Origin of the sequence: Nostoc sp. NMS2, assembly GCF_017115105.1 — a bacterium.
In the GTDB taxonomy this organism is placed as follows: Bacteria; Cyanobacteriota; Cyanobacteriia; order Cyanobacteriales; family Nostocaceae; genus Nostoc.
The window spans coordinates 31,404-48,155 of record NZ_JABXKH010000038.1; the positions used below are offsets into that span (position 1 = coordinate 31,404).

The 16,752-nt window shown below is 41.6% G+C and carries 18 protein-coding genes and 1 tRNA gene; 9 read left to right on the forward strand and 10 right to left on the reverse strand.

All coding sequences use genetic code 11. The features are described 5' to 3' along the window. Window positions 1-111: 111 nt before the first annotated feature. The 3 genes from HWQ36_RS04510 to HWQ36_RS04520 all read right to left on the reverse strand — a co-directional run bounded on the left by HWQ36_RS04510 (window position 112) and on the right by HWQ36_RS04520 (window position 2,241). Window positions 112-1,158: a zinc-dependent dehydrogenase gene (locus HWQ36_RS04510; protein ID WP_292698672.1), complete on the reverse strand. Its 1,047-nt coding sequence runs from the start codon at window positions 1,156-1,158 to the stop codon at window positions 112-114. A gap of 58 nt (window positions 1,159-1,216) precedes the next feature. Further along, entirely contained in the window at window positions 1,217-1,720 is a 504-nt protein-coding gene (locus HWQ36_RS04515) for a PIN domain-containing protein (protein ID WP_366828388.1), read from the reverse strand. Between the two features lie 65 nt (window positions 1,721-1,785). Further along, complete coding sequence (locus HWQ36_RS04520; protein WP_292698527.1) at window positions 1,786-2,241, reverse strand: helix-turn-helix domain-containing protein; 456 nt, start codon at window positions 2,239-2,241, stop codon at window positions 1,786-1,788. Between the two features lie 192 nt (window positions 2,242-2,433). On the opposite strand from HWQ36_RS04520, the gene HWQ36_RS04525 reads away from it, so the two are divergent. After that, entirely contained in the window at window positions 2,434-2,937 is a 504-nt protein-coding gene (locus HWQ36_RS04525) for a GNAT family N-acetyltransferase (RefSeq protein ID WP_292698529.1), read from the forward strand. A 16-nt stretch (window positions 2,938-2,953) separates the two neighbouring features. On the opposite strand, the gene dacB is transcribed toward HWQ36_RS04525, so the two are convergent. Together dacB and HWQ36_RS04535 are read right to left on the reverse strand one after the other, a co-directional pair. Continuing rightward, window positions 2,954-4,417 (reverse strand): D-alanyl-D-alanine carboxypeptidase/D-alanyl-D-alanine-endopeptidase, encoded by a 1,464-nt coding sequence (dacB, locus tag HWQ36_RS04530; RefSeq protein ID WP_292698531.1) that lies wholly within the window; start codon window positions 4,415-4,417, stop codon window positions 2,954-2,956. Window positions 4,418-4,479: 62 nt separating this feature from the next. Next, window positions 4,480-4,944: a tellurite resistance TerB family protein gene (locus tag HWQ36_RS04535; RefSeq protein WP_292698533.1), complete on the reverse strand. Its 465-nt coding sequence runs from the start codon at window positions 4,942-4,944 to the stop codon at window positions 4,480-4,482. A 947-nt stretch (window positions 4,945-5,891) separates the two neighbouring features. Between HWQ36_RS04535 and HWQ36_RS04540 the strand changes: the two genes are divergently transcribed. Continuing rightward, entirely contained in the window at window positions 5,892-6,098 is a 207-nt protein-coding gene (locus tag HWQ36_RS04540; RefSeq protein ID WP_292698535.1) for a hypothetical protein, read from the forward strand. A 228-nt stretch (window positions 6,099-6,326) separates the two neighbouring features. Continuing rightward, window positions 6,327-7,394, forward strand: a complete 1,068-nt coding sequence (gene namA / locus HWQ36_RS04545) for an NADPH dehydrogenase NamA (RefSeq protein WP_292698537.1) — start codon at window positions 6,327-6,329, stop codon at window positions 7,392-7,394. Between the two features lie 203 nt (window positions 7,395-7,597). Here the strand turns inward: namA and mazG are convergent, their stop codons facing one another. Next, complete coding sequence (gene mazG, locus HWQ36_RS04550; protein ID WP_292698539.1) at window positions 7,598-8,416, reverse strand: nucleoside triphosphate pyrophosphohydrolase; 819 nt, start codon at window positions 8,414-8,416, stop codon at window positions 7,598-7,600. 50 nt (window positions 8,417-8,466) lie between these two features. Next, window positions 8,467-9,057 (reverse strand): metal-binding protein, encoded by a 591-nt coding sequence (locus HWQ36_RS04555; protein WP_292698542.1) that lies wholly within the window; start codon window positions 9,055-9,057, stop codon window positions 8,467-8,469. Between the two features lie 119 nt (window positions 9,058-9,176). On the opposite strand from HWQ36_RS04555, the gene HWQ36_RS04560 reads away from it, so the two are divergent. From HWQ36_RS04560 to HWQ36_RS04585, 6 genes are all read left to right on the forward strand, one after another. Continuing rightward, a tRNA-Val gene (locus HWQ36_RS04560) sits at window positions 9,177-9,249 on the forward strand. Between the two features lie 270 nt (window positions 9,250-9,519). Continuing rightward, window positions 9,520-10,152 carry a bifunctional 4-hydroxy-2-oxoglutarate aldolase/2-dehydro-3-deoxy-phosphogluconate aldolase gene (locus HWQ36_RS04565; protein WP_292698544.1) on the forward strand — a complete coding sequence of 211 codons (633 nt, stop codon included), beginning with the start codon at window positions 9,520-9,522 and terminating at the stop codon, window positions 10,150-10,152. Between the two features lie 112 nt (window positions 10,153-10,264). After that, on the forward strand, window positions 10,265-10,780 hold the full coding sequence (locus tag HWQ36_RS04570; RefSeq protein WP_292698558.1) for a L,D-transpeptidase: 516 nt from the start codon (window positions 10,265-10,267) through the stop codon (window positions 10,778-10,780). Between the two features lie 688 nt (window positions 10,781-11,468). Then, window positions 11,469-12,008 carry a L,D-transpeptidase gene (locus HWQ36_RS04575; RefSeq protein ID WP_292698561.1) on the forward strand — a complete coding sequence of 180 codons (540 nt, stop codon included), beginning with the start codon at window positions 11,469-11,471 and terminating at the stop codon, window positions 12,006-12,008. Window positions 12,009-12,210: 202 nt separating this feature from the next. Continuing rightward, window positions 12,211-12,774 carry a Uma2 family endonuclease gene (locus HWQ36_RS04580; RefSeq protein ID WP_292698562.1) on the forward strand — a complete coding sequence of 188 codons (564 nt, stop codon included), beginning with the start codon at window positions 12,211-12,213 and terminating at the stop codon, window positions 12,772-12,774. A gap of 133 nt (window positions 12,775-12,907) precedes the next feature. Next, entirely contained in the window at window positions 12,908-13,198 is a 291-nt protein-coding gene (locus HWQ36_RS04585; protein ID WP_292698564.1) for a type II toxin-antitoxin system prevent-host-death family antitoxin, read from the forward strand. Window positions 13,199-13,224: 26 nt separating this feature from the next. On the opposite strand, the gene HWQ36_RS04590 is transcribed toward HWQ36_RS04585, so the two are convergent. From HWQ36_RS04590 to HWQ36_RS04600, 3 genes are all read right to left on the reverse strand, one after another. After that, window positions 13,225-14,823, reverse strand: a complete 1,599-nt coding sequence (locus HWQ36_RS04590) for an Hsp70 family protein (RefSeq protein WP_292698566.1) — start codon at window positions 14,821-14,823, stop codon at window positions 13,225-13,227. Window positions 14,824-15,048: 225 nt separating this feature from the next. Then, window positions 15,049-15,288 carry a hypothetical protein gene (locus tag HWQ36_RS04595; protein WP_292698568.1) on the reverse strand — a complete coding sequence of 80 codons (240 nt, stop codon included), beginning with the start codon at window positions 15,286-15,288 and terminating at the stop codon, window positions 15,049-15,051. Between the two features lie 285 nt (window positions 15,289-15,573). Then, window positions 15,574-16,557: a polysaccharide deacetylase family protein gene (locus HWQ36_RS04600; protein ID WP_292698570.1), complete on the reverse strand. Its 984-nt coding sequence runs from the start codon at window positions 16,555-16,557 to the stop codon at window positions 15,574-15,576. Window positions 16,558-16,752 lie beyond the last annotated feature (195 nt).

A 16,752-nucleotide genomic window follows, 5' to 3' on the forward strand; every position in this document is an offset into this window, starting at 1 on the left:
GGTTGGGTGAAGCGGAGCGCAACCCAACAAACATATATCAGAATGTTGGCTTTGGCAAAGCCTCCACCCAACCTACAATTTTTTTGCAACTGAACTCCCTCATCCCCCTGATTACGGATAAATCAATATTTTATAAGTATCCGGTGTGGGTGCGATCGCTTGCTCAACAGCTGCTGATAAATCTTTTAATGGATAGCGATCGCTAATCAATGCTTGCACATCAATTCGCTGATTAAATACAATATCAGCTGATAGACTCTGAAGCCGATAAGATGAACTGTAACTGCCTATCAAGTCAATTTCTCGACGGTAGAGGATATTTGGATTAATGGGAATTTCCACCTCATCGGGGAATTCGGCGAAAAACAAGATTTTGCCACCTTTGCGGGTACTATTAAGTGCTTGAAAAAAGGCTTTCTCACTAGGAACAGCCAGCAAAGTGACATCAACACCTAGTCCACCAGTTAAGGCAGAGATTTTGGCGGGTAAATCGGCATCACGGGCATCAAAAGCCGCCTCTGCACCCACACTCAAGGCTTTATCAATTCTAGAAGGTAGTAAATCGGTAGCGATCGCTTTTGCTCCAAAATACTTCACCAACATGATAAACATTAACCCAATTGGCCCAGCACCAGTAACTAACACAGTTTGTCCTGGAGCAATTTGAGCTTTTTTCACCGCTTTCAAGCAACAGTTAGTCGGTTCGACAAAACTGGCTTCTTCAAAACTGATGTTATCCGGGATGGGAATCAACCCACCATTTTCCACAATATGTCCGGGAACTTTGACATAATCAGCAAAACCGCCGCCACTGGCGTTAAAGCCTGCGGTAGTAGAGATGTTTTTGTAAACATCACACATGGAGAAATTATCATTTAGGCAGTAGGCGCAACGCATACAAGGGATGTGGTGCATCACCGCTACCCGTTGTCCAACTTGCCAACCTTTGACATTATTGCCTATTGCTGCGATCGTGCCGGCAGTTTCATGTCCAAAAATGCGCGGCGGTTCATATAGCGGATAACGAATTTTTTTTATATCTGACTGACACAACCCCACAACCCTCACCTGTACCAGCACTTCATCTGGTTCTAAGGTGGGAACTGGGATATCTTCGTAAGAAAGTTGATTAACGCCTCTAAATACCTGTGCTTTCACGTTGGTTTTTCCCCGCTCAACGATACTAGATGTAACATTAGCAGTCAACGTTAGGCTATTAGGTTTGGGATTTAATATTGCTTGTAAATCTTGGTGCTTCTCTACTGAGTAATTCTAGAAGCTCAAAAAAACTCATGGGTGGCTTTTTGAGACTTTGAGACTGTAGCTGTAATACCTCAATCACTTGTTGCGGATAGAGATTATATAATTCAGTTAAAAACTCATCTGGAGATTTGGCTTTGATTTGCCAAGGTGCTAAATCCTGATATTGAAAATGCTTCAGGTTTGAGGTGACAATTATATCAGCCTTAGCTACCACAGCAGCCAGAACATGGCGATCGCTAGGGTGATTTGTCATTAATTGAACAATATTATCAGGAACTGCGATTATTGCTGTGGGAAAAGCTTCTTTAATTCTCCCTTCTAATCTCATAGCTTGAGTAGTTGTAAGTCTACCTGTATTTACTAGATTACGAGTTGCGCCATCAAGTATTTCTTGTGACCAACGTGGTACATATAACCCAGCCTCAGACATACACAATAGGGTATCTCGTAAGTACATAGGGAACAGTACACAAGAATCCAGCACAGCAAAATACATAATACTCAGTAAATAATAAGAAAACCCTACTCATAAAATCCTAACTCTTGGCTTTCGGCTATTAATTCATCTAGCAATTGTCTACGTTTAGTATCCCTTTGCTGTTTATATTTTCTTAAATTCTCAAATTTCACACGTCGATGAGTTCCTACCATAATGTAAGGAAGCTCACCCTGCTCTAATAATTTAATCAGATAGGGACGTGATACATTTAACAAATCAGCCGCTTGTTGTGTTGTCAGTTCGGGATTATATGTAACTATAGATACATTTTTACCTGATGCCATTGCCTGCACTACTTCGCGTAATACACGAAATACAGAATCAGTTATAGTTATTTCTTCGCCGTTTGCTGCGACTAATTTCAGTTGACTATTTTCCTGATTGAGTATGTGTTCAAGTTGCCTAATGGCTTCAACTTCGGCTTCTGTAGTAATACTGGAATCAGTAGACAGATTTTGGTCAGATAGAAAGGTATTCATAAAGAGGGTTAACTTAGTATTTTATTTTGATTGTATTACACAAACGCAATAAACGAAATAAAAATCAAGGTAACTGCGGCTGCTATCCAAGCGACAATACCACTTCTTCTAAGATACAAGGGTGTGTTACGGCTTCCGTAACGCTGTATTATTTTTGAATATTTTCTCAAGATTTTCTCCGAGACGGTAGCAATGACTATTCGCCATGCGACTGAAACTGACTTGCCTACAATTGTGGCAATTTATAATGCTGCAATTCCTAGCCGCATAGCAACTGCTGATTTAGAGCCAGTATCTGTGGAAAGTCGTCTTCCTTGGTTTCAGGCGCGATCGCCTTCACAACGTCCACTTTGGGTAATCGAAGTGGAGGGAGTAATTGCTGGATGGCTTAGTTTCCAATCCTTTTATGGGCGGCCCGCCTATAATAAGACTGCCGAAATTAGTATTTATATAGCCCCTCAATTTCATCGCTGTGGTTTAGGAAGACAACTATTAGCACAAGCAATTAGCGTAAGTCCTAGCTTGGGTTTAAATACCCTACTATGCTTCATTTTTGCCCACAATCAACCCAGCTTAAAACTTTTTAAAGCATTTGGTTTTCAACATTGGGGACATTTACCTAAAGTTGCCGAAATTGAAAGCATTGAATGCGATTTAGTAATTATGGGACTCCGAGTTAATCAACCTGTTGTTTAATTTGATGGCAATAATATTAACAACGCTGCAACTGTGTTAACAACACAACAATTTCATCAATAGCCTGCCGCACAATTGTTGCGGGTTGCTCCGATTGATTCACAATAATACTAAAAACTAACGGCTCATATTTAGGCACATTTATATATCCAGATAGAGAAACTACACCTGTTAGTGTACCTGTTTTTGCTTGCACAATGCCCTCAGCAGATGTGTTGTGAAAACGGTCTTTCAAGGTTCCAATTTTACCAGCGACGGGTAAAGATGCGCGATACACATATCCTGCTGGTGTTCTTGCCATTCCTCGCAAAGTTTGTACAAAAGCTTCTGGTGTCACTAAGTTCCGACGTGATAAACCCGAACCATCTACTAAAATATAATTTGCTGGATCAACTCCCAATTTAGTTAAACTCGCTTTGACAGCTTCTAAACCAACATCAGCGCTAGTCTTATTTTTCACTCTGGGTTTTTCCCCAGCTAATGCTCTCAATAGTGCCTCAGCATAAAGATTATTACTATTCTGAAGAGTTTCCATTAATAATTCGGATAAAGGTGGCGAATCTACAAATGCTATTTCCTCTTGATTAAGACTACCACTGACTACTAATGTTTGTCCCAAAGAAATTTTTTCTGTTGCCAAAGCAGCACGAAAGCGCCGCAAGAAGTAATAATTAGGGTCAACTACAGGCAAATCTATTAAAGACGGTTCAGAATTTGTTGTTAATTGTCCTTGAATTCGTAATACTGTTCCTGATAATTCGCGGGTAATGTTGACGTAGGTTGGTTGGTTTTGTGCAACCGTTATTGACTGATTAATTGTCCGCCACTGTTTCGCCTCGCCAGGATCAATCCATACCACTTGTAAGGATTTACCTACAGCCTGCGGTACAAGTTTTAAGCTAAAAATATTTTGATTTAGAATAAAGCTGCTGACTGGTGCGCCATAGTCTGACTGCACATCTTCCCATTGCCAGGTGGGGTTAACAATGTCTCCTTGAATATAACTATCATCAGCTATCAACCGTTGAATTTGAGTAATACCTTTCTGTTTTAGCTGCTGTGCTAATGTTTGCAGTTGAGTATCACTTAAGCTAGGATCTCCCCTACCGACAACACGTAAAACACCATTGCCATTCTGATAAATAGAGGTGCGAATCCGAAAATTAGCACCCAATTGCTGCAATGCAGCTGCTGTTGTCAACAATTTGAGATTAGACGCGGGAGTAAAATATTTCTGAGCATCTCGACTGTAAAGAGTTTGTCCAGTTGACAGAGGTTGTATCAAAATTCCCCAGCGCACTCGACTAAATAAGGGACGATTGATTACAGCATCTATAGCTGTTCCCAGTTGGGTAGAGCAAATTGATTTTGTGGTAGTTGTTGGCGCAACTGGGGTTTGTGCTTTAGCTGCTGGCTGGGTAACACCAATTTGAGTACCCAGAAACAGCAGCATCAAGCCAAGAGAAGTTTTCCTAGTCATCAGATAGTTCTTAAAACTACTTGATGATAATACCTTAGTTCGATGGGAGTAAATTAATACTCTTATTCCTCTTCCTCTTCTTCTTCGTCTTCCCCGAACACTCCGTCTATCAGTTCTTGTGCGCGTTCGTCTGAAATCTTTAAGGCTTCTTGAAGCTCGGAGATATAATCTTGTTCAGCTTCGGGTACTTCTTCATCAATCCCCACCACTAAAATAGCTGTGATGTATGCAGCTTCACGATAACCTCTATTGGGTAAGGATTCGATAGACTGAGCGATTAAATCTTCTGCTTCTTCTTCTTCAATCAAGCTGACGACTTTTTCGGTCAATTCTTCAAAGTCTTCTTCAGAGTAATCTTCAAATAAGTTAACCCGACTCAGAAATTCACTTAAAGCATATTCTTCTGTGGAAGAAATACCTTCACCATCAGCAGCTGCGGAAAATAGTCCAAGGATTGCGATCGCAACTTCTGGTTCTAGAGCTACTGAACTAATACTACGGCCTTTGGGCAATCTGCGTTTAGACATAATTATCCTCTAAAAGTTACGTGATATTTCAGGAAGTAATACGTTGTGGTCTGTAATCCTTCCTCGATTTATGATTCCCAAAAGAATGCGAAAATATACATTGGGATCAATCTTTTTTTCATAAAAAATACGCAGATAATATATTCGTCTACGTATAAAAACGGTTAATTGCCTTGAGCGATCGAGGTTTTTAGTACTTGTGTACACCACCGTAGCCTAAAGGGAGAGGTAAGAAGACTGTCAATACGGTTCGGTTAAGATCCCCCGTCTGCGGCGACCACCTTAAAAAGGGAGGAAAAGAGGGTTAAAAGCCCTTTTGAAGGGGGGGTGGGGGGATCTTCAGACATATTAGAACGTTAACCTAACCATATTGGGAAGACTGTATTGGACTCAACTCTCTGAAAGAGTAATATCAATAAATTTTAATAAACTCTTGTTTTTTAGCGCAATCTATGAAAGTCTAATAAATGCATACTACTTTAAATGGGTCGATTTACCGTAGTTTAGTCAGCAAATTATCTGAGTTATTTAGTGCCAAATAAACTTTTAGCCTCTATTACAAGAGTTATTGAAAGCTATGTCTGAGCCACACTACGGAATGTGCCTAAAGTCACAGCAAAACACGTTTCAAACAACCTCTAAGACTTTCAAGGAACTCACAATCAATTTAGTGGTATTAAATATAGTTTTATTAAGCACACTCGGTCTTTTCTGGAAAATCTTAAATCGGTGAAGGAGTCCAATTAGATCGAGAAAATAAACCCAAAACTCAGAAGCTAAACAAGCTACTTAACTATCCACAAGTGAGAGATTTTATTAACAGCCAATATTGAGGGCAAATAGTATATGTGTTTTAAGTGCAAACGAAGGATAAAAATTTATTACTTCGTCTTTCACAAATTAGGAGTTACTAAATTTAAACTGTGACATTATTGGAGAATAAACTTATGTTTTATGGACAAATTGAAAGAGAATGTTTATATGGAGAGAATTGGATAATTTCGCAAAAAAGTAAATTACCAGATCATCTACAGTTATTAGTGGATCAAGAAGAAGTAGAATGTGATATCTGGGAATTGCAGAGCCAAGAGCCTGATGATAAGCCGATTTATTCAAATATTAATCAGGCTTATACTGCGCCACGACGTAAATAAACCACCAATTCTACATGAATGAAACGCTTCTAATATAGTAATTCCGCCTTTTTTGCGCGTCTCATAGATTGTTACTAAACAAGTATTTAAGCTACTATTTAATATTTAGGTGCATCATAATGATTTCTAAAGACCATACTGCTCTCCAGCTATTTCATACAAAATCGAGTTCATGGTGTAAATCTCTCCCCAATTTGTTTTACCTAGCAAGAGAAGGAATCAATATTAATGGCACATCTGTTTGAACCATTCAAGATTCGTGAAGTTACCTTCCGCAACCGCATTGCCGTTTCACCCATGTGTCAATATTCCAGTACAAATGGATATGCTAATGATTGGCACGTTATTCATTTAGCTTCTCGCGCAGTAGGCGGTGCAGGTATAGTGTTCACAGAAGCAGCAGCTATAGAACCGCGTGGGCGCATTAGCCCGCAAGATTTGGGAATCTGGTCAGATGCACATATAGAAACTTTAGCCAAAACTGTGGCATTGATTCATAACTTTGGCGCTGTTGCAGGTATTCAACTTGCTCATGCAGGTAGAAAGGCCAGCACTGCCAAACCCAGTAAGGGAGGGAAAACGCTGGATGAATCTCAGGAAGGTTGGCGGCCCTTAGTTTCGAGTAGTGCGATCGCTTTTAGCCAAGATAGTCCAGTTCCAGAAGCCCTAAGTCTTGAAGGAATTCAGGAAGTTATTGATGCCTTTGTCCAAGGTGCTAAACGTTCTCTGCAAGCTGGTTTTAAGGTAGTGGAAATCCATGCTGCCCACGGTTATCTCCTCCACCAGTTTCTCTCACCCCTGACTAACCAACGGCAAGATGATTATGGTGGCAGCTTTGAAAACCGGACTCGTCTGCTCAGAGAAGTTGTTCAAGCAGTTCGAGAAGTTTGGCCCCAGACACATCCACTCTGGGTACGTATTTCTGCCACCGATTGGGTAGATCGGGGTTGGGACATCGAGCAAAGTATCGCTTTAAGTGACAAACTTAAGTCTCTAGGAGTTGATCTCATCGATACTTCATCAGGGGGAATTATACCGGGTGTCAAGATACCAATTAAACCTGGTTATCAGACTCAGTTTGCCGAACGCATCCGCCGCGAAGCCAATATCCATACAGGAGCCGTAGGCTTAATTACAACCCCTGAACACGCTGACGAGATTATTCGCACAGAAGTAGCCGATATGGTGCTGTTGGGACGTGAACTACTCCGCAATCCTTACTGGCCGCATCTAGCAGCTAAACAGTTAGGACACGATAAACTTTGGCCTGTTCAATACGATCGAGCTTGGTTGTGATGTCGCTTCGCTTTGGCGGTAGAGGAAATTCATGAATTGCCCCTACCTAAAAATCAGGGCTTCGGACATTGTTGGCTAAATCCTGGATAATTAGAAATTAGTTTATTGAGGAAAGCAGGAGGAAAACTGCACTCTCTCAAGTACCGCGACTAGTGATTTACTCCTTCTGCCCCCTGCCCCCTGCCCCCTGCCCCCTGCCTCCCTCAAGAGCCTTCTTTGGCAAGTTGGGCTTTTGCCTGTTGCCACAAATTTTCTAGCTCATCCAAACTGTAATCAGAAAGGGGGCGATCGACAACTCCCTCCATTTTTTCTAATCGCTGGACAAATCGCTGATTTGTACCTTGCAAACCGTCGCTAGGATCAAGATTATGCCAACGGGCTAGTTGAATAACTGCAAAGAGTAAATCGCCTAATTCTGCTTGTTGTCGTTCGGGTGTTTCCTCAGCTAAAGCCTGTTGAAACTCCCCCAATTCTTCATGAAACTTATCCCAAACACCCTGAATATTTTCCCATTCAAACCCAATGGCAGCAGCCTTTTGAGAAATCTTCATCGCTGCTGTCAACGGGGGAAGCGTGCGCCCATAACGACCGAGTTTAGCACTAAGTTTTTGCGCGTCTGGGGATGGTTCGCCTTTTTCCTTTGCTTTGATTTGTTCCCAATTTTGCCGCACCTCATCCACACTGGCTACCGACACATCACCAAACACATGAGGATGACGGCGAATCAACTTTTGGGAAATCCCCCGAGTTATTTCTTTGAGAGAAAATTGTCCAGATTCGCTGGCGATTTGGGCTTGCAATACCACTTGTAATAATAAATCGCCTAACTCCTCTGCGATCGCCCCTTTATCCCCACTTTTAATTGCATCCACCACCTCATAAGCTTCTTCAATCACATAAGGCGTAAGCGTTTCGGCAGTTTGCGCCAAATCCCACGGACAACCACCATCAGGCGATCGCAACTTCGCCACCACCTCAATCAACTCCTGCAAAGCCGCCAAACTCTCATTTTGATTTTCCATACCTCTGCGTACCTCAGCGCTTCCCTTTGCGTTCCTTTGCGTTAAAAAAATCATTTCTTTGTCTTCGGCCGACGACTACCACTCCTCATCACTTTCCGCTTCTTCATTTTGCCACCAGGAAGCAACCCCCGAACCCCCTGCTTTTGCACACGCTTGTATGCTGAACCACTCCAATCGCTGAGAGAATGGCTCATTGCACCAAGTTCCAACCCCAAAAACAGGGCAATATATTCAGCATTGTAATTTACGAGCGATCGCCCCACAGTTCCACCCAAATCTTGCCAAGTAAAACTCAGATTCCATAATCTTTCGGCAATTGCCAAAACCAAAATTGCCAAGATAGCTAGCAAACACCCCAGATAAAGTATCCGCAGAATCGTGCCAATAATCGGCCCGTGGGATAAAAAAGAACGATGCCGCAGACTTTTTTGATAAGGTAGCCAAATCCAACGCAAGAAACCCCAGCGTTGAAATTGCACAGAGTAAATATCCAAATCGGGGCCAAACATCAGCCCTCCAAATAGAAACCCGCCTGCAACCAACAAAGTCACATTGCTACTGCGAGTTTGCCAGAAAGTAATGCCCGCCACGAACGGCAGAGCATACATAGTAATGCGATCGTGCGTCCGACCAGAGGGCATCCTAAATCCTAAGTGCTGAGTAACTTAATACTGAGCCAGTATAAGAGAAAAAAAGATTTTCCCAAAACTACTAGCGCAATGCGAAATCTTCTGCTATATTAGTTAAGGATTAGTCAAAAGGGCGGTTAGCTCAGTTGGTAGAGCGCCTGCCTTACAAGCAGGATGTCATCAGTTCGAGTCTGGTACTGCCCATTAATTAAATTAAGGCTAGAGACAGCTTAGATGCAGTTTCTAGCCTTTTTTAAACGATTCACCTAGCTACTATTAACCCATCTTGCATATCTTCAGAATAGAGAGTACTTGCTCTTGCAGATAGGGTTAGGTCTGTATTGGATTCATGGGACTTCCAGAAAATTTATCCAGTAGTTACGGGGTTAAGCCTAATGCGCCGCCTACAGATAACAGGTGCGTTGCGCTAACACACCTTACCGGAATGTCCCTAATCCATAATTCCCAGTCAAAATGCCTAATGAAATTTGGTTATCACAATTGCAAAAACATCGGGCGATCGCAGTCATCCGCGCCCCTAAAATCGAAATAGGAAAGGAAATGGCAATGGCTGTAGCATCTGGGGGAATGCAGCTAATTGAGATTACCTGGAATAGCGATCGCGCTGGAGAATTAATCAGTCAACTACGCTCAGAATTACCAGCCTGTACTATTGGCACTGGTACGCTATTCAATGTGCAACAGCTACAAGAAGCGATCGCATCTGGGGCGCAATTCCTCTTCACACCCCATGTTGATTCAGCAATGATTCAAGCAGCACAAGAAAAAGATATACCTATCATCCCAGGAGCGTTGACTCCTACAGAAATTGTTACCGCTTGGAGTCAGGGCGCTAGTTGTGTAAAAGTGTTTCCCGTACAAGCGTTGGGAGGGGCTGATTATATCAAAAGTTTGCAAGGGCCACTAGGTCAGATTCCCTTAATTCCTACTGGCGGTGTCACTCTCGAAAATGCTAAAGAATTTTTGCAAGCCGGAGCGATCGCTGTCGGTTTGAGCGGTGAATTATTTCCCAAAAAGCTTGTCACAGAGGGAAATTGGCAAGCGATCGCATCTAGGGCAAAAAAACTCATCCAACAGTTAGGCTAAATTAGAATCAAATCATCAAAAATTCACGTCTATTAAAGTAATAGATAGGGAATAAAATTGAAACCTGATAAGTTTCTCAAGACTTCATAATTTGAGTGTGAGTGTATCTAAAATGAAAAAACTGATTTATCCTAACTGGGTGCATCGCTTAAAAATACTCCTAACTGGTACAGCACTGTCCTTAAGTGTTTTTACTACTACTGGAACGAGTGAAGTTTGGGCGAATTCCAAAAATCAAGTGATTGCCCAAACAATCCAGACATTACAACAGTCGAATCAGCGCTGGATTCAAATTGATCTTTCAAAACAACGATTAATAGCTTGGGAAGGTGACAGAGTGGTTTATGGAAGTGCTATTTCCTCCGGCAAAAAAGCTACTCCCACTCGTGTTGGTACTTTTAAAATTCAATCCAAGTTTAAAACTACGCGAATGCGGGGAGAAGACTACAATGTTCCCAACGTTCCTCATGCGATGTTTTACCAAGGTAGTTACGGTATTCACGGAGCTTACTGGCATAAAAAGTTTGGCACTCCAATGAGCCACGGCTGTGTAAATCTTGCACCTAAACATGCTAAATGGCTATTCCAGTGGGCATCGGTAGGGACACCAGTAGTCATCCAGAAATAGTAGATAAAGCAGCCAAAAGGCAATCTATGAAAAATCATTAATAACAACAAATCAAGACAATTGAGTGATTCCCAGCAATATTTTATGCTGGGAATCTTCGGAGTCGGAATTACTGAATTTGAAATAAAATATATAAGAGGGGATTCATACCAATTTGGGATTTTAGATTTGGTATTTAGGATTAAAAGTCTTTTCCTAATTTGGTATTATCCGGTTTGCCCCAAAGAAATAAGCGTAAATCCTGACAATTCTGACTTTTCACGTTATGTGGAAAAGCTAACGATTAACCTAACCCCCTAACCCCCTTGCCTCGTAGGGAAGGGGGAAAATTTAAAGTATCTCTCCTCAAAGGAAGAGAGAAATAGAAGAGAGGTTTTCCAGATACCGTGAAAAGTCAGCTGACAATTCCTGTGTGAAACTACAAATGCAAATATTAATTCGGGGAAAATTTGCATTGACGCATTTAAATTACAGATTTTTTTTGTAAAGGTTGTTCTTAGTCATTAATGAATGACAAATGACCAATAACTAATTAGATGCGGATTAGTTTAGGACTTGTATTGAAAACCATTAGCGGATGAATTGCGTAAATCCTTCACAGCAAATTAGTAATCACTCTGGAAATTTGTAGAGTTCCAGAAAATTACTTCACTTCATAATTTTTGCGTACTTTAGAAGGTAAGGCATAATGCAATCCTGGATTCGCAGTAGTGGGATTCGTTCTTCAAAAACTTTTTGTACAGCCGTGGCGCTGATGGTGGTGACTTTATTTTCTTGGTCAGCACCCTTAGCAGGCGATCGCCACTCTGCTACAGTAATAGCTGCATCAGTCGATGAAAATGGCATCACTGAATCTAATATCAGGCAAACATCCCAATCTCGCTGGATTGAAATTGACCTGTCAGAGCAACGGTTACGTGCATGGGAAGGTAAAAAACTTGTTTATTCATACCGCATTTCTGGAGGTAAGCGATCGACTCCCACACCCATAGGTAGATTTCGGATTAATTCTAAGTATCGCACTCACCGAATGCGAGGCAAGGGCTACAATATTCCTGATGTTCCTTACACAATGTATTTTTACGAAGGCTATGCCATCCACGGTGCTTACTGGCATAACCGTTTCGGGACTCCAGTCAGCCACGGTTGCGTGAATTTACCTGTTAAGCAAGCACGCAATGTTTACAATTGGGCTAGTTATGGGACTTTAGTAGTGGTGCATAAATAATTCGTAATTCGTAATAGAGCCTCCGGCACGCTACGCGAACGTAATTCGTAGTTAAGAGTTTTAATTAGGAATTATCGTGATGATGAATTAATCACTGGTGCAATTTTTTTCTGAATGTATGGATAGGTGATTTAACTCTGTGAATGCACCTGTCCATAGATACTGCTAGACTAAAAACACATCTTCGAGGGATTCAGGAGTTATGAGCTACTCAACTACTCAACTACTTACCCTGAAAGAGTTTCTGAAGCTTCCAGAAACAAAGCCTGCGAGCGAATATATTAACGGTAAGATTATTCCTAAGCTAATGCCGAAAGGGAGACACAGCCGCTTGCAAGGCAAACTCGGTGCTGTTGTGAATGAAGTTGCGGAAAATCAGAAGATTGCTTATGCTTTTCCAGAATTACGGTGTAGTTTTGGCGATCGCTCAATTGTACCTGATGTAGCTGTATTTCAGTGGGGACGCATACCGTTCACCGTTGATAATGAAGTACCTGATAATTTTGAACTTCCACCAGACTGGACGATTGAGATTCTTTCGCCAGAACAAAAACCCAACAAAGTAATTGGAAATATTCTCTACTGTCTAAAGTATGGTAGCCGCCTTGGATGGTTTCTTGATCCTGATGACCTCAGTATTTTAGTATTTCTACCAGAGCAACAGCCAGTGCTATTCCAGGGAGAAGATTTTTTGCCTGTATTACCAGAAATTCAACTTGCACTAACCGTCAATCAAGTTTTTGGATGGTTAAAGATGGGTGGTTAATAAATAACTCGACTGGAATCAGAAGGAGCGACGGCGAACAGCCCATCTTAGACATCGCTTTCTGGTGAATACCAAATTATAGACATAAAACATGTCTATAATAGACACGATCGTGAAGAAAAGAGGTAGCAGAATGAACTGGAGAATTGCAGAAGCGAAACAGAGGTTCTCCGAACTAATTCATGCTGTAGCTAAAGAACCGCAACTCATTTACAACCGAAATGAACTGGTGGCTGTTGTTGTTGAAGCTGAGGTGTTTGAGGAATTCTTGACGTGGCGCAAGCAACGCGAAAAGATTTCTCTAGCTGATGTTTTCAAAGAACTACGTCAGATAGCTGTTGAAGAAAATTATATCCTCGAAGTACCCTCGCGCCAAGACCGTCCCAACCCTTTCGCTGATGCCATCGATGACTTTTCTCTGTGACACTAATTAGTTAAACGCGCAATAGCTTAACTCAACTGTGCCACAAGTTGATTTTCCAAAAGCGTGTCATTCGTTAACAAGTCTTCAACGGTGATTCGCAAAAAGCGTTGCTCATCAACTTGAAAAAGAATTTTGATGCGATCGCTTCCAGGATATCCGGCTGGTGTCAGTTGGGCAATTGTCCTCGCGCCTTCTTGATCGTTGAGAGGTTTGACGCTGGTTTCACTATTTTCCAGACGGCGAGTAATTAAGCGATCGCCATCAAAATAAACTTCGGTATTACCTGTATCTGCTCCCAATTCTCCCATAATTAATTCAATGCTGGGCTGATTTTCCAAAGAAGCACCTAGAACTAATTCCACTGGCTGACTCATCGGGTATGCAAGTCCCGCTTTAATTAAAGAATGCCATTTGTGACGCTGATTGCGGCGATCCCAGTAGCGGATACCATAACTATGATACAGAAAGTCTTTGATTTGTATCCCTTGAGCTAACTGTAAGGCACCTTGAGCGATCGCTTCAAAGGGACGTTCGCAACGGATTTTTTCTGGCTCAAAATACTGTTTTATCCATGTCTGCACTGCCGGCAATTGTACTGTTCCACCAACTAACAAAACGGCATTAATATCAGGAAGTTCAATTCCTTGGCGTTTTGCTTGCTGCAACAGTGTCGTCATTGACTCATCCAATAACTCAAAAAATGCGTGTTCTTTGAGGATATTATCAAAAGTGTCGCGGTTTAATTCCAATTCATAACTTTCAAATGTTTCATCATCAAAATAAACTTCACTAGCTTGGTTTTGGGTTGATAACTGAATTTTCACCCGTTCTGCCAATCGGGTTGTCAAGGGACTTACCGCCAACTCTTGAGTTTTTGCAAAGTAATCTACCAACCAATTATCAATATCAGTACCGCCTAGATTTTGCCCAGCTTTCGCCAGGACACGGGCAGTTTTGACTTTTTGTTTTGAATCTTCAGCCAGAGACTTATTACCCCACTTGAGGATAAATCCCAACGCCTTGGTGGTTGCTTGCACGCCTCGATCTAACCGGACAAGAGACAAATCCAAAGTACCGCCGCCGAAGTCAATTACCAAGAGAATTTCTTGATCTGCCAAGCCATAACCCAAGGCTGCGGCTGTGGGTTCATCCAGCATCCGCACCTGTTCGACGGGAAGGGCTTGACAAACTTTTCCCAACCAGTGACGATAGGCTTCAAAACTGTCTACGGGTACGGTTAACACTAAAGAATCTAACCCCCCTTGCATAGGCGCTAGTTCTTCAATTACTTTGGTGAGGAACCATTGCCCTACTTGTTCAAAGGTGATAATTTGCCCATCTAGTTCGGGTAAATAACCTTGGATATCTGCACCAATACCCCGCTTGAAGCTGCGGAAAAATCTAGTTTCGCCCTTGAGGTCAAGACCGCGATCGCGTACTTGTTGTCCGACTAAGACTTTATTTTGGGTTGCGTCTTCAACATAAACCAAGCTGGGAATCAGTGGCGGATTGAGACTTTGTTTAATTGATAAACCTGGTAGAGTCAGGGTTTCTGGCTGCTGGGTTACTGGGTTCCAACGAGCAATGACTGTGTTGCTAGTACCAAAATCGATTGCGATCGCCATATTTTATATTTATTATCTCGCACGAAGAGGCTAAAGCTGCTTTATCTGTGATTATTCTCCATAAGCCATCAACAATGCAATTGATAATCCAACGGTCGTTTGAGAAAATCAAGAAAGCGATGCCTGCGGCGGCAAGCTACGCAAAAAATGATTTGGCATATAATAAATCATTTTTTGCGTAGCTACAACCACTTTCACGACCTAACTCTTGTCTCTACTCCTAACTCAATCTTCATGCCGTAACTGCCATGCTGCACCGCAAGCGGCCCCAGCCCCAGCTAACAATCCGGTACTCATTCCTTGGATAGTTTTTTGGATTGGATCTTGAGTTAGACAGTCGCTTGTAACCTTACTGTCTTCCAAGCAGAGATTACTTTCTGCCCAAGCAGCAGTACCTCCCAAAATTACACCAGTTATACTACAGAAAACAACTAGCAGCAAAAGGCGTTGAGTTTTTCTAACCATAGATAGATGTGCTAAAGATTAGAGATAGTGATTCACTTTCAATTACTTTACACATTCTTGCTAGCAAATGTCAGCTGGTTTCAAAATCGAAACAGGTCAAAGTTGATTTTGCCTGTATTAATGATACAAATTTGACTAAATAAATCGCTTGAAGAAGAATTCAGAAATCAGAATCAAGATGTTCTCTACGACACGCTACGTGTAAAGAAGGCTTTACGCTGCGCTATCCAGGAGTCATACAGAATTCATTCTGACTCCTGAATTCTGTTTCGATAAATTATATTTTTACCTATTCTGAGGCACTAATACTGGTATTTGATGAGCATCGGCTACGGATTTGGCATGTTGCCCAACAGTCACAACATTGAACTGACTGGATATAATTTCCAAACTTTTATTCACTATTGCCAGCTTTTTGTAGGTGGGAAGACTCATTCCAGGGAAGAAAGATAACTCTGGCACATCCTCTTGACTTACAAAGTCTGTAGGATGGAATAGCAAAGAAGGCTGGACACGTGTAAGTTTACACAGCCATAGAGCAATTCGGAGGTATAGTAACGCAGCTTCCGAAGAAAATGTACTTATATACATTATGTAACTGAAGTGAATTGGCACTTTGAAAATAGGCATTGTGGTGACAGGAATTTCAGTCAATTTATCCTTACCCATCTTCCACTGGTAAGGTTTTAGAGGCTGCAAACCGTCTTTTAAACCGCCAAACAAGGCTTCGCGTTTCTTGCGTTCTTCTTTGCTCAGTTTACAAGTCATTAAATAATAAGCTCGTGCTAGAGGCCCCAAAAATGTGGGAAAAGTTGAAGCATCATATTCGTATCCCCGTCGCGCTAAGACTTTCAATACCGCAGGAGAAAAACTGTATCCAGGCCCCCGAAAGCCAATAGGATGTTGATGGGTAACGCGCTTGATATGTTGTTCGGCCAACGCCACTTCTTGTTCAATTTCATCCTCTGAATATAGATGTAGCCAAGGATCGTGGTAAAATGAATGATTGCCTATTTCGTGGCCGGCGTTAGCGATCGCTTGTAATGCCTTGGTGTTCTTTTCCAGGGCTGCATCCTGACCCACAATGAAGACTGTGATTGTCAAATTCCATTGCTGAAAAATATCTAAGAAACGAGGGACTGCAATATCTAAGTAAGAGGGAAAAGTCTCCCAACCAGGAGCGCCCTGATTTTTTAGAAAAGACCAAACATTATCCAAGTCTAAAGAAAGACTGGCTATTGGTTTTTTTCCTGGTCGCTTCGTTTTCATTATGAATTTAAGTATTTGGATAATTTTAAGTGTAAATTAAGTCTTAGGAAGACAGATTTAATAACCTGCAACTTTATTCCTTAAAAATGACTACGACGCGCTATTAGGCATCGCACCAGCTACAGGAATTATAAATTACATCAGCATATTTTCTAGATTATAATGCTAAATTTATATCATCACTTCCAATAAAAA

Excerpts from the sequence above, each read along its gene's own strand:
- HWQ36_RS04515 (WP_366828388.1), bottom strand. The coding sequence starts at position 1,720 with ATGTACTTACGAGATACCCTATTGTGTATGTCTGAGGCTGGGTTATAT.
- HWQ36_RS04520 (WP_292698527.1), bottom strand. The coding sequence starts at position 2,241 with ATGAATACCTTTCTATCTGACCAAAATCTGTCTACTGATTCCAGTATT.
- HWQ36_RS04525 (WP_292698529.1), top strand. The coding sequence starts at position 2,434 with ATGACTATTCGCCATGCGACTGAAACTGACTTGCCTACAATTGTGGCA.
- dacB (WP_292698531.1), bottom strand. The coding sequence starts at position 4,417 with ATGACTAGGAAAACTTCTCTTGGCTTGATGCTGCTGTTTCTGGGTACT.
- HWQ36_RS04535 (WP_292698533.1), bottom strand. The coding sequence starts at position 4,944 with ATGTCTAAACGCAGATTGCCCAAAGGCCGTAGTATTAGTTCAGTAGCT.
- HWQ36_RS04540 (WP_292698535.1), top strand. The coding sequence starts at position 5,892 with ATGTTTTATGGACAAATTGAAAGAGAATGTTTATATGGAGAGAATTGG.
- namA (WP_292698537.1), top strand. The coding sequence starts at position 6,327 with ATGGCACATCTGTTTGAACCATTCAAGATTCGTGAAGTTACCTTCCGC.
- mazG (WP_292698539.1), bottom strand. The coding sequence starts at position 8,416 with ATGGAAAATCAAAATGAGAGTTTGGCGGCTTTGCAGGAGTTGATTGAG.
- HWQ36_RS04555 (WP_292698542.1), bottom strand. The coding sequence starts at position 9,057 with ATGCCCTCTGGTCGGACGCACGATCGCATTACTATGTATGCTCTGCCG.
- HWQ36_RS04565 (WP_292698544.1), top strand. The coding sequence starts at position 9,520 with ATGCCTAATGAAATTTGGTTATCACAATTGCAAAAACATCGGGCGATC.
- HWQ36_RS04570 (WP_292698558.1), top strand. The coding sequence starts at position 10,265 with ATGAAAAAACTGATTTATCCTAACTGGGTGCATCGCTTAAAAATACTC.
- HWQ36_RS04575 (WP_292698561.1), top strand. The coding sequence starts at position 11,469 with ATGCAATCCTGGATTCGCAGTAGTGGGATTCGTTCTTCAAAAACTTTT.
- HWQ36_RS04580 (WP_292698562.1), top strand. The coding sequence starts at position 12,211 with ATGAGCTACTCAACTACTCAACTACTTACCCTGAAAGAGTTTCTGAAG.
- HWQ36_RS04585 (WP_292698564.1), top strand. The coding sequence starts at position 12,908 with ATGAACTGGAGAATTGCAGAAGCGAAACAGAGGTTCTCCGAACTAATT.
- HWQ36_RS04590 (WP_292698566.1), bottom strand. The coding sequence starts at position 14,823 with ATGGCGATCGCAATCGATTTTGGTACTAGCAACACAGTCATTGCTCGT.
- HWQ36_RS04595 (WP_292698568.1), bottom strand. The coding sequence starts at position 15,288 with ATGGTTAGAAAAACTCAACGCCTTTTGCTGCTAGTTGTTTTCTGTAGT.
- HWQ36_RS04600 (WP_292698570.1), bottom strand. The coding sequence starts at position 16,557 with ATGAAAACGAAGCGACCAGGAAAAAAACCAATAGCCAGTCTTTCTTTA.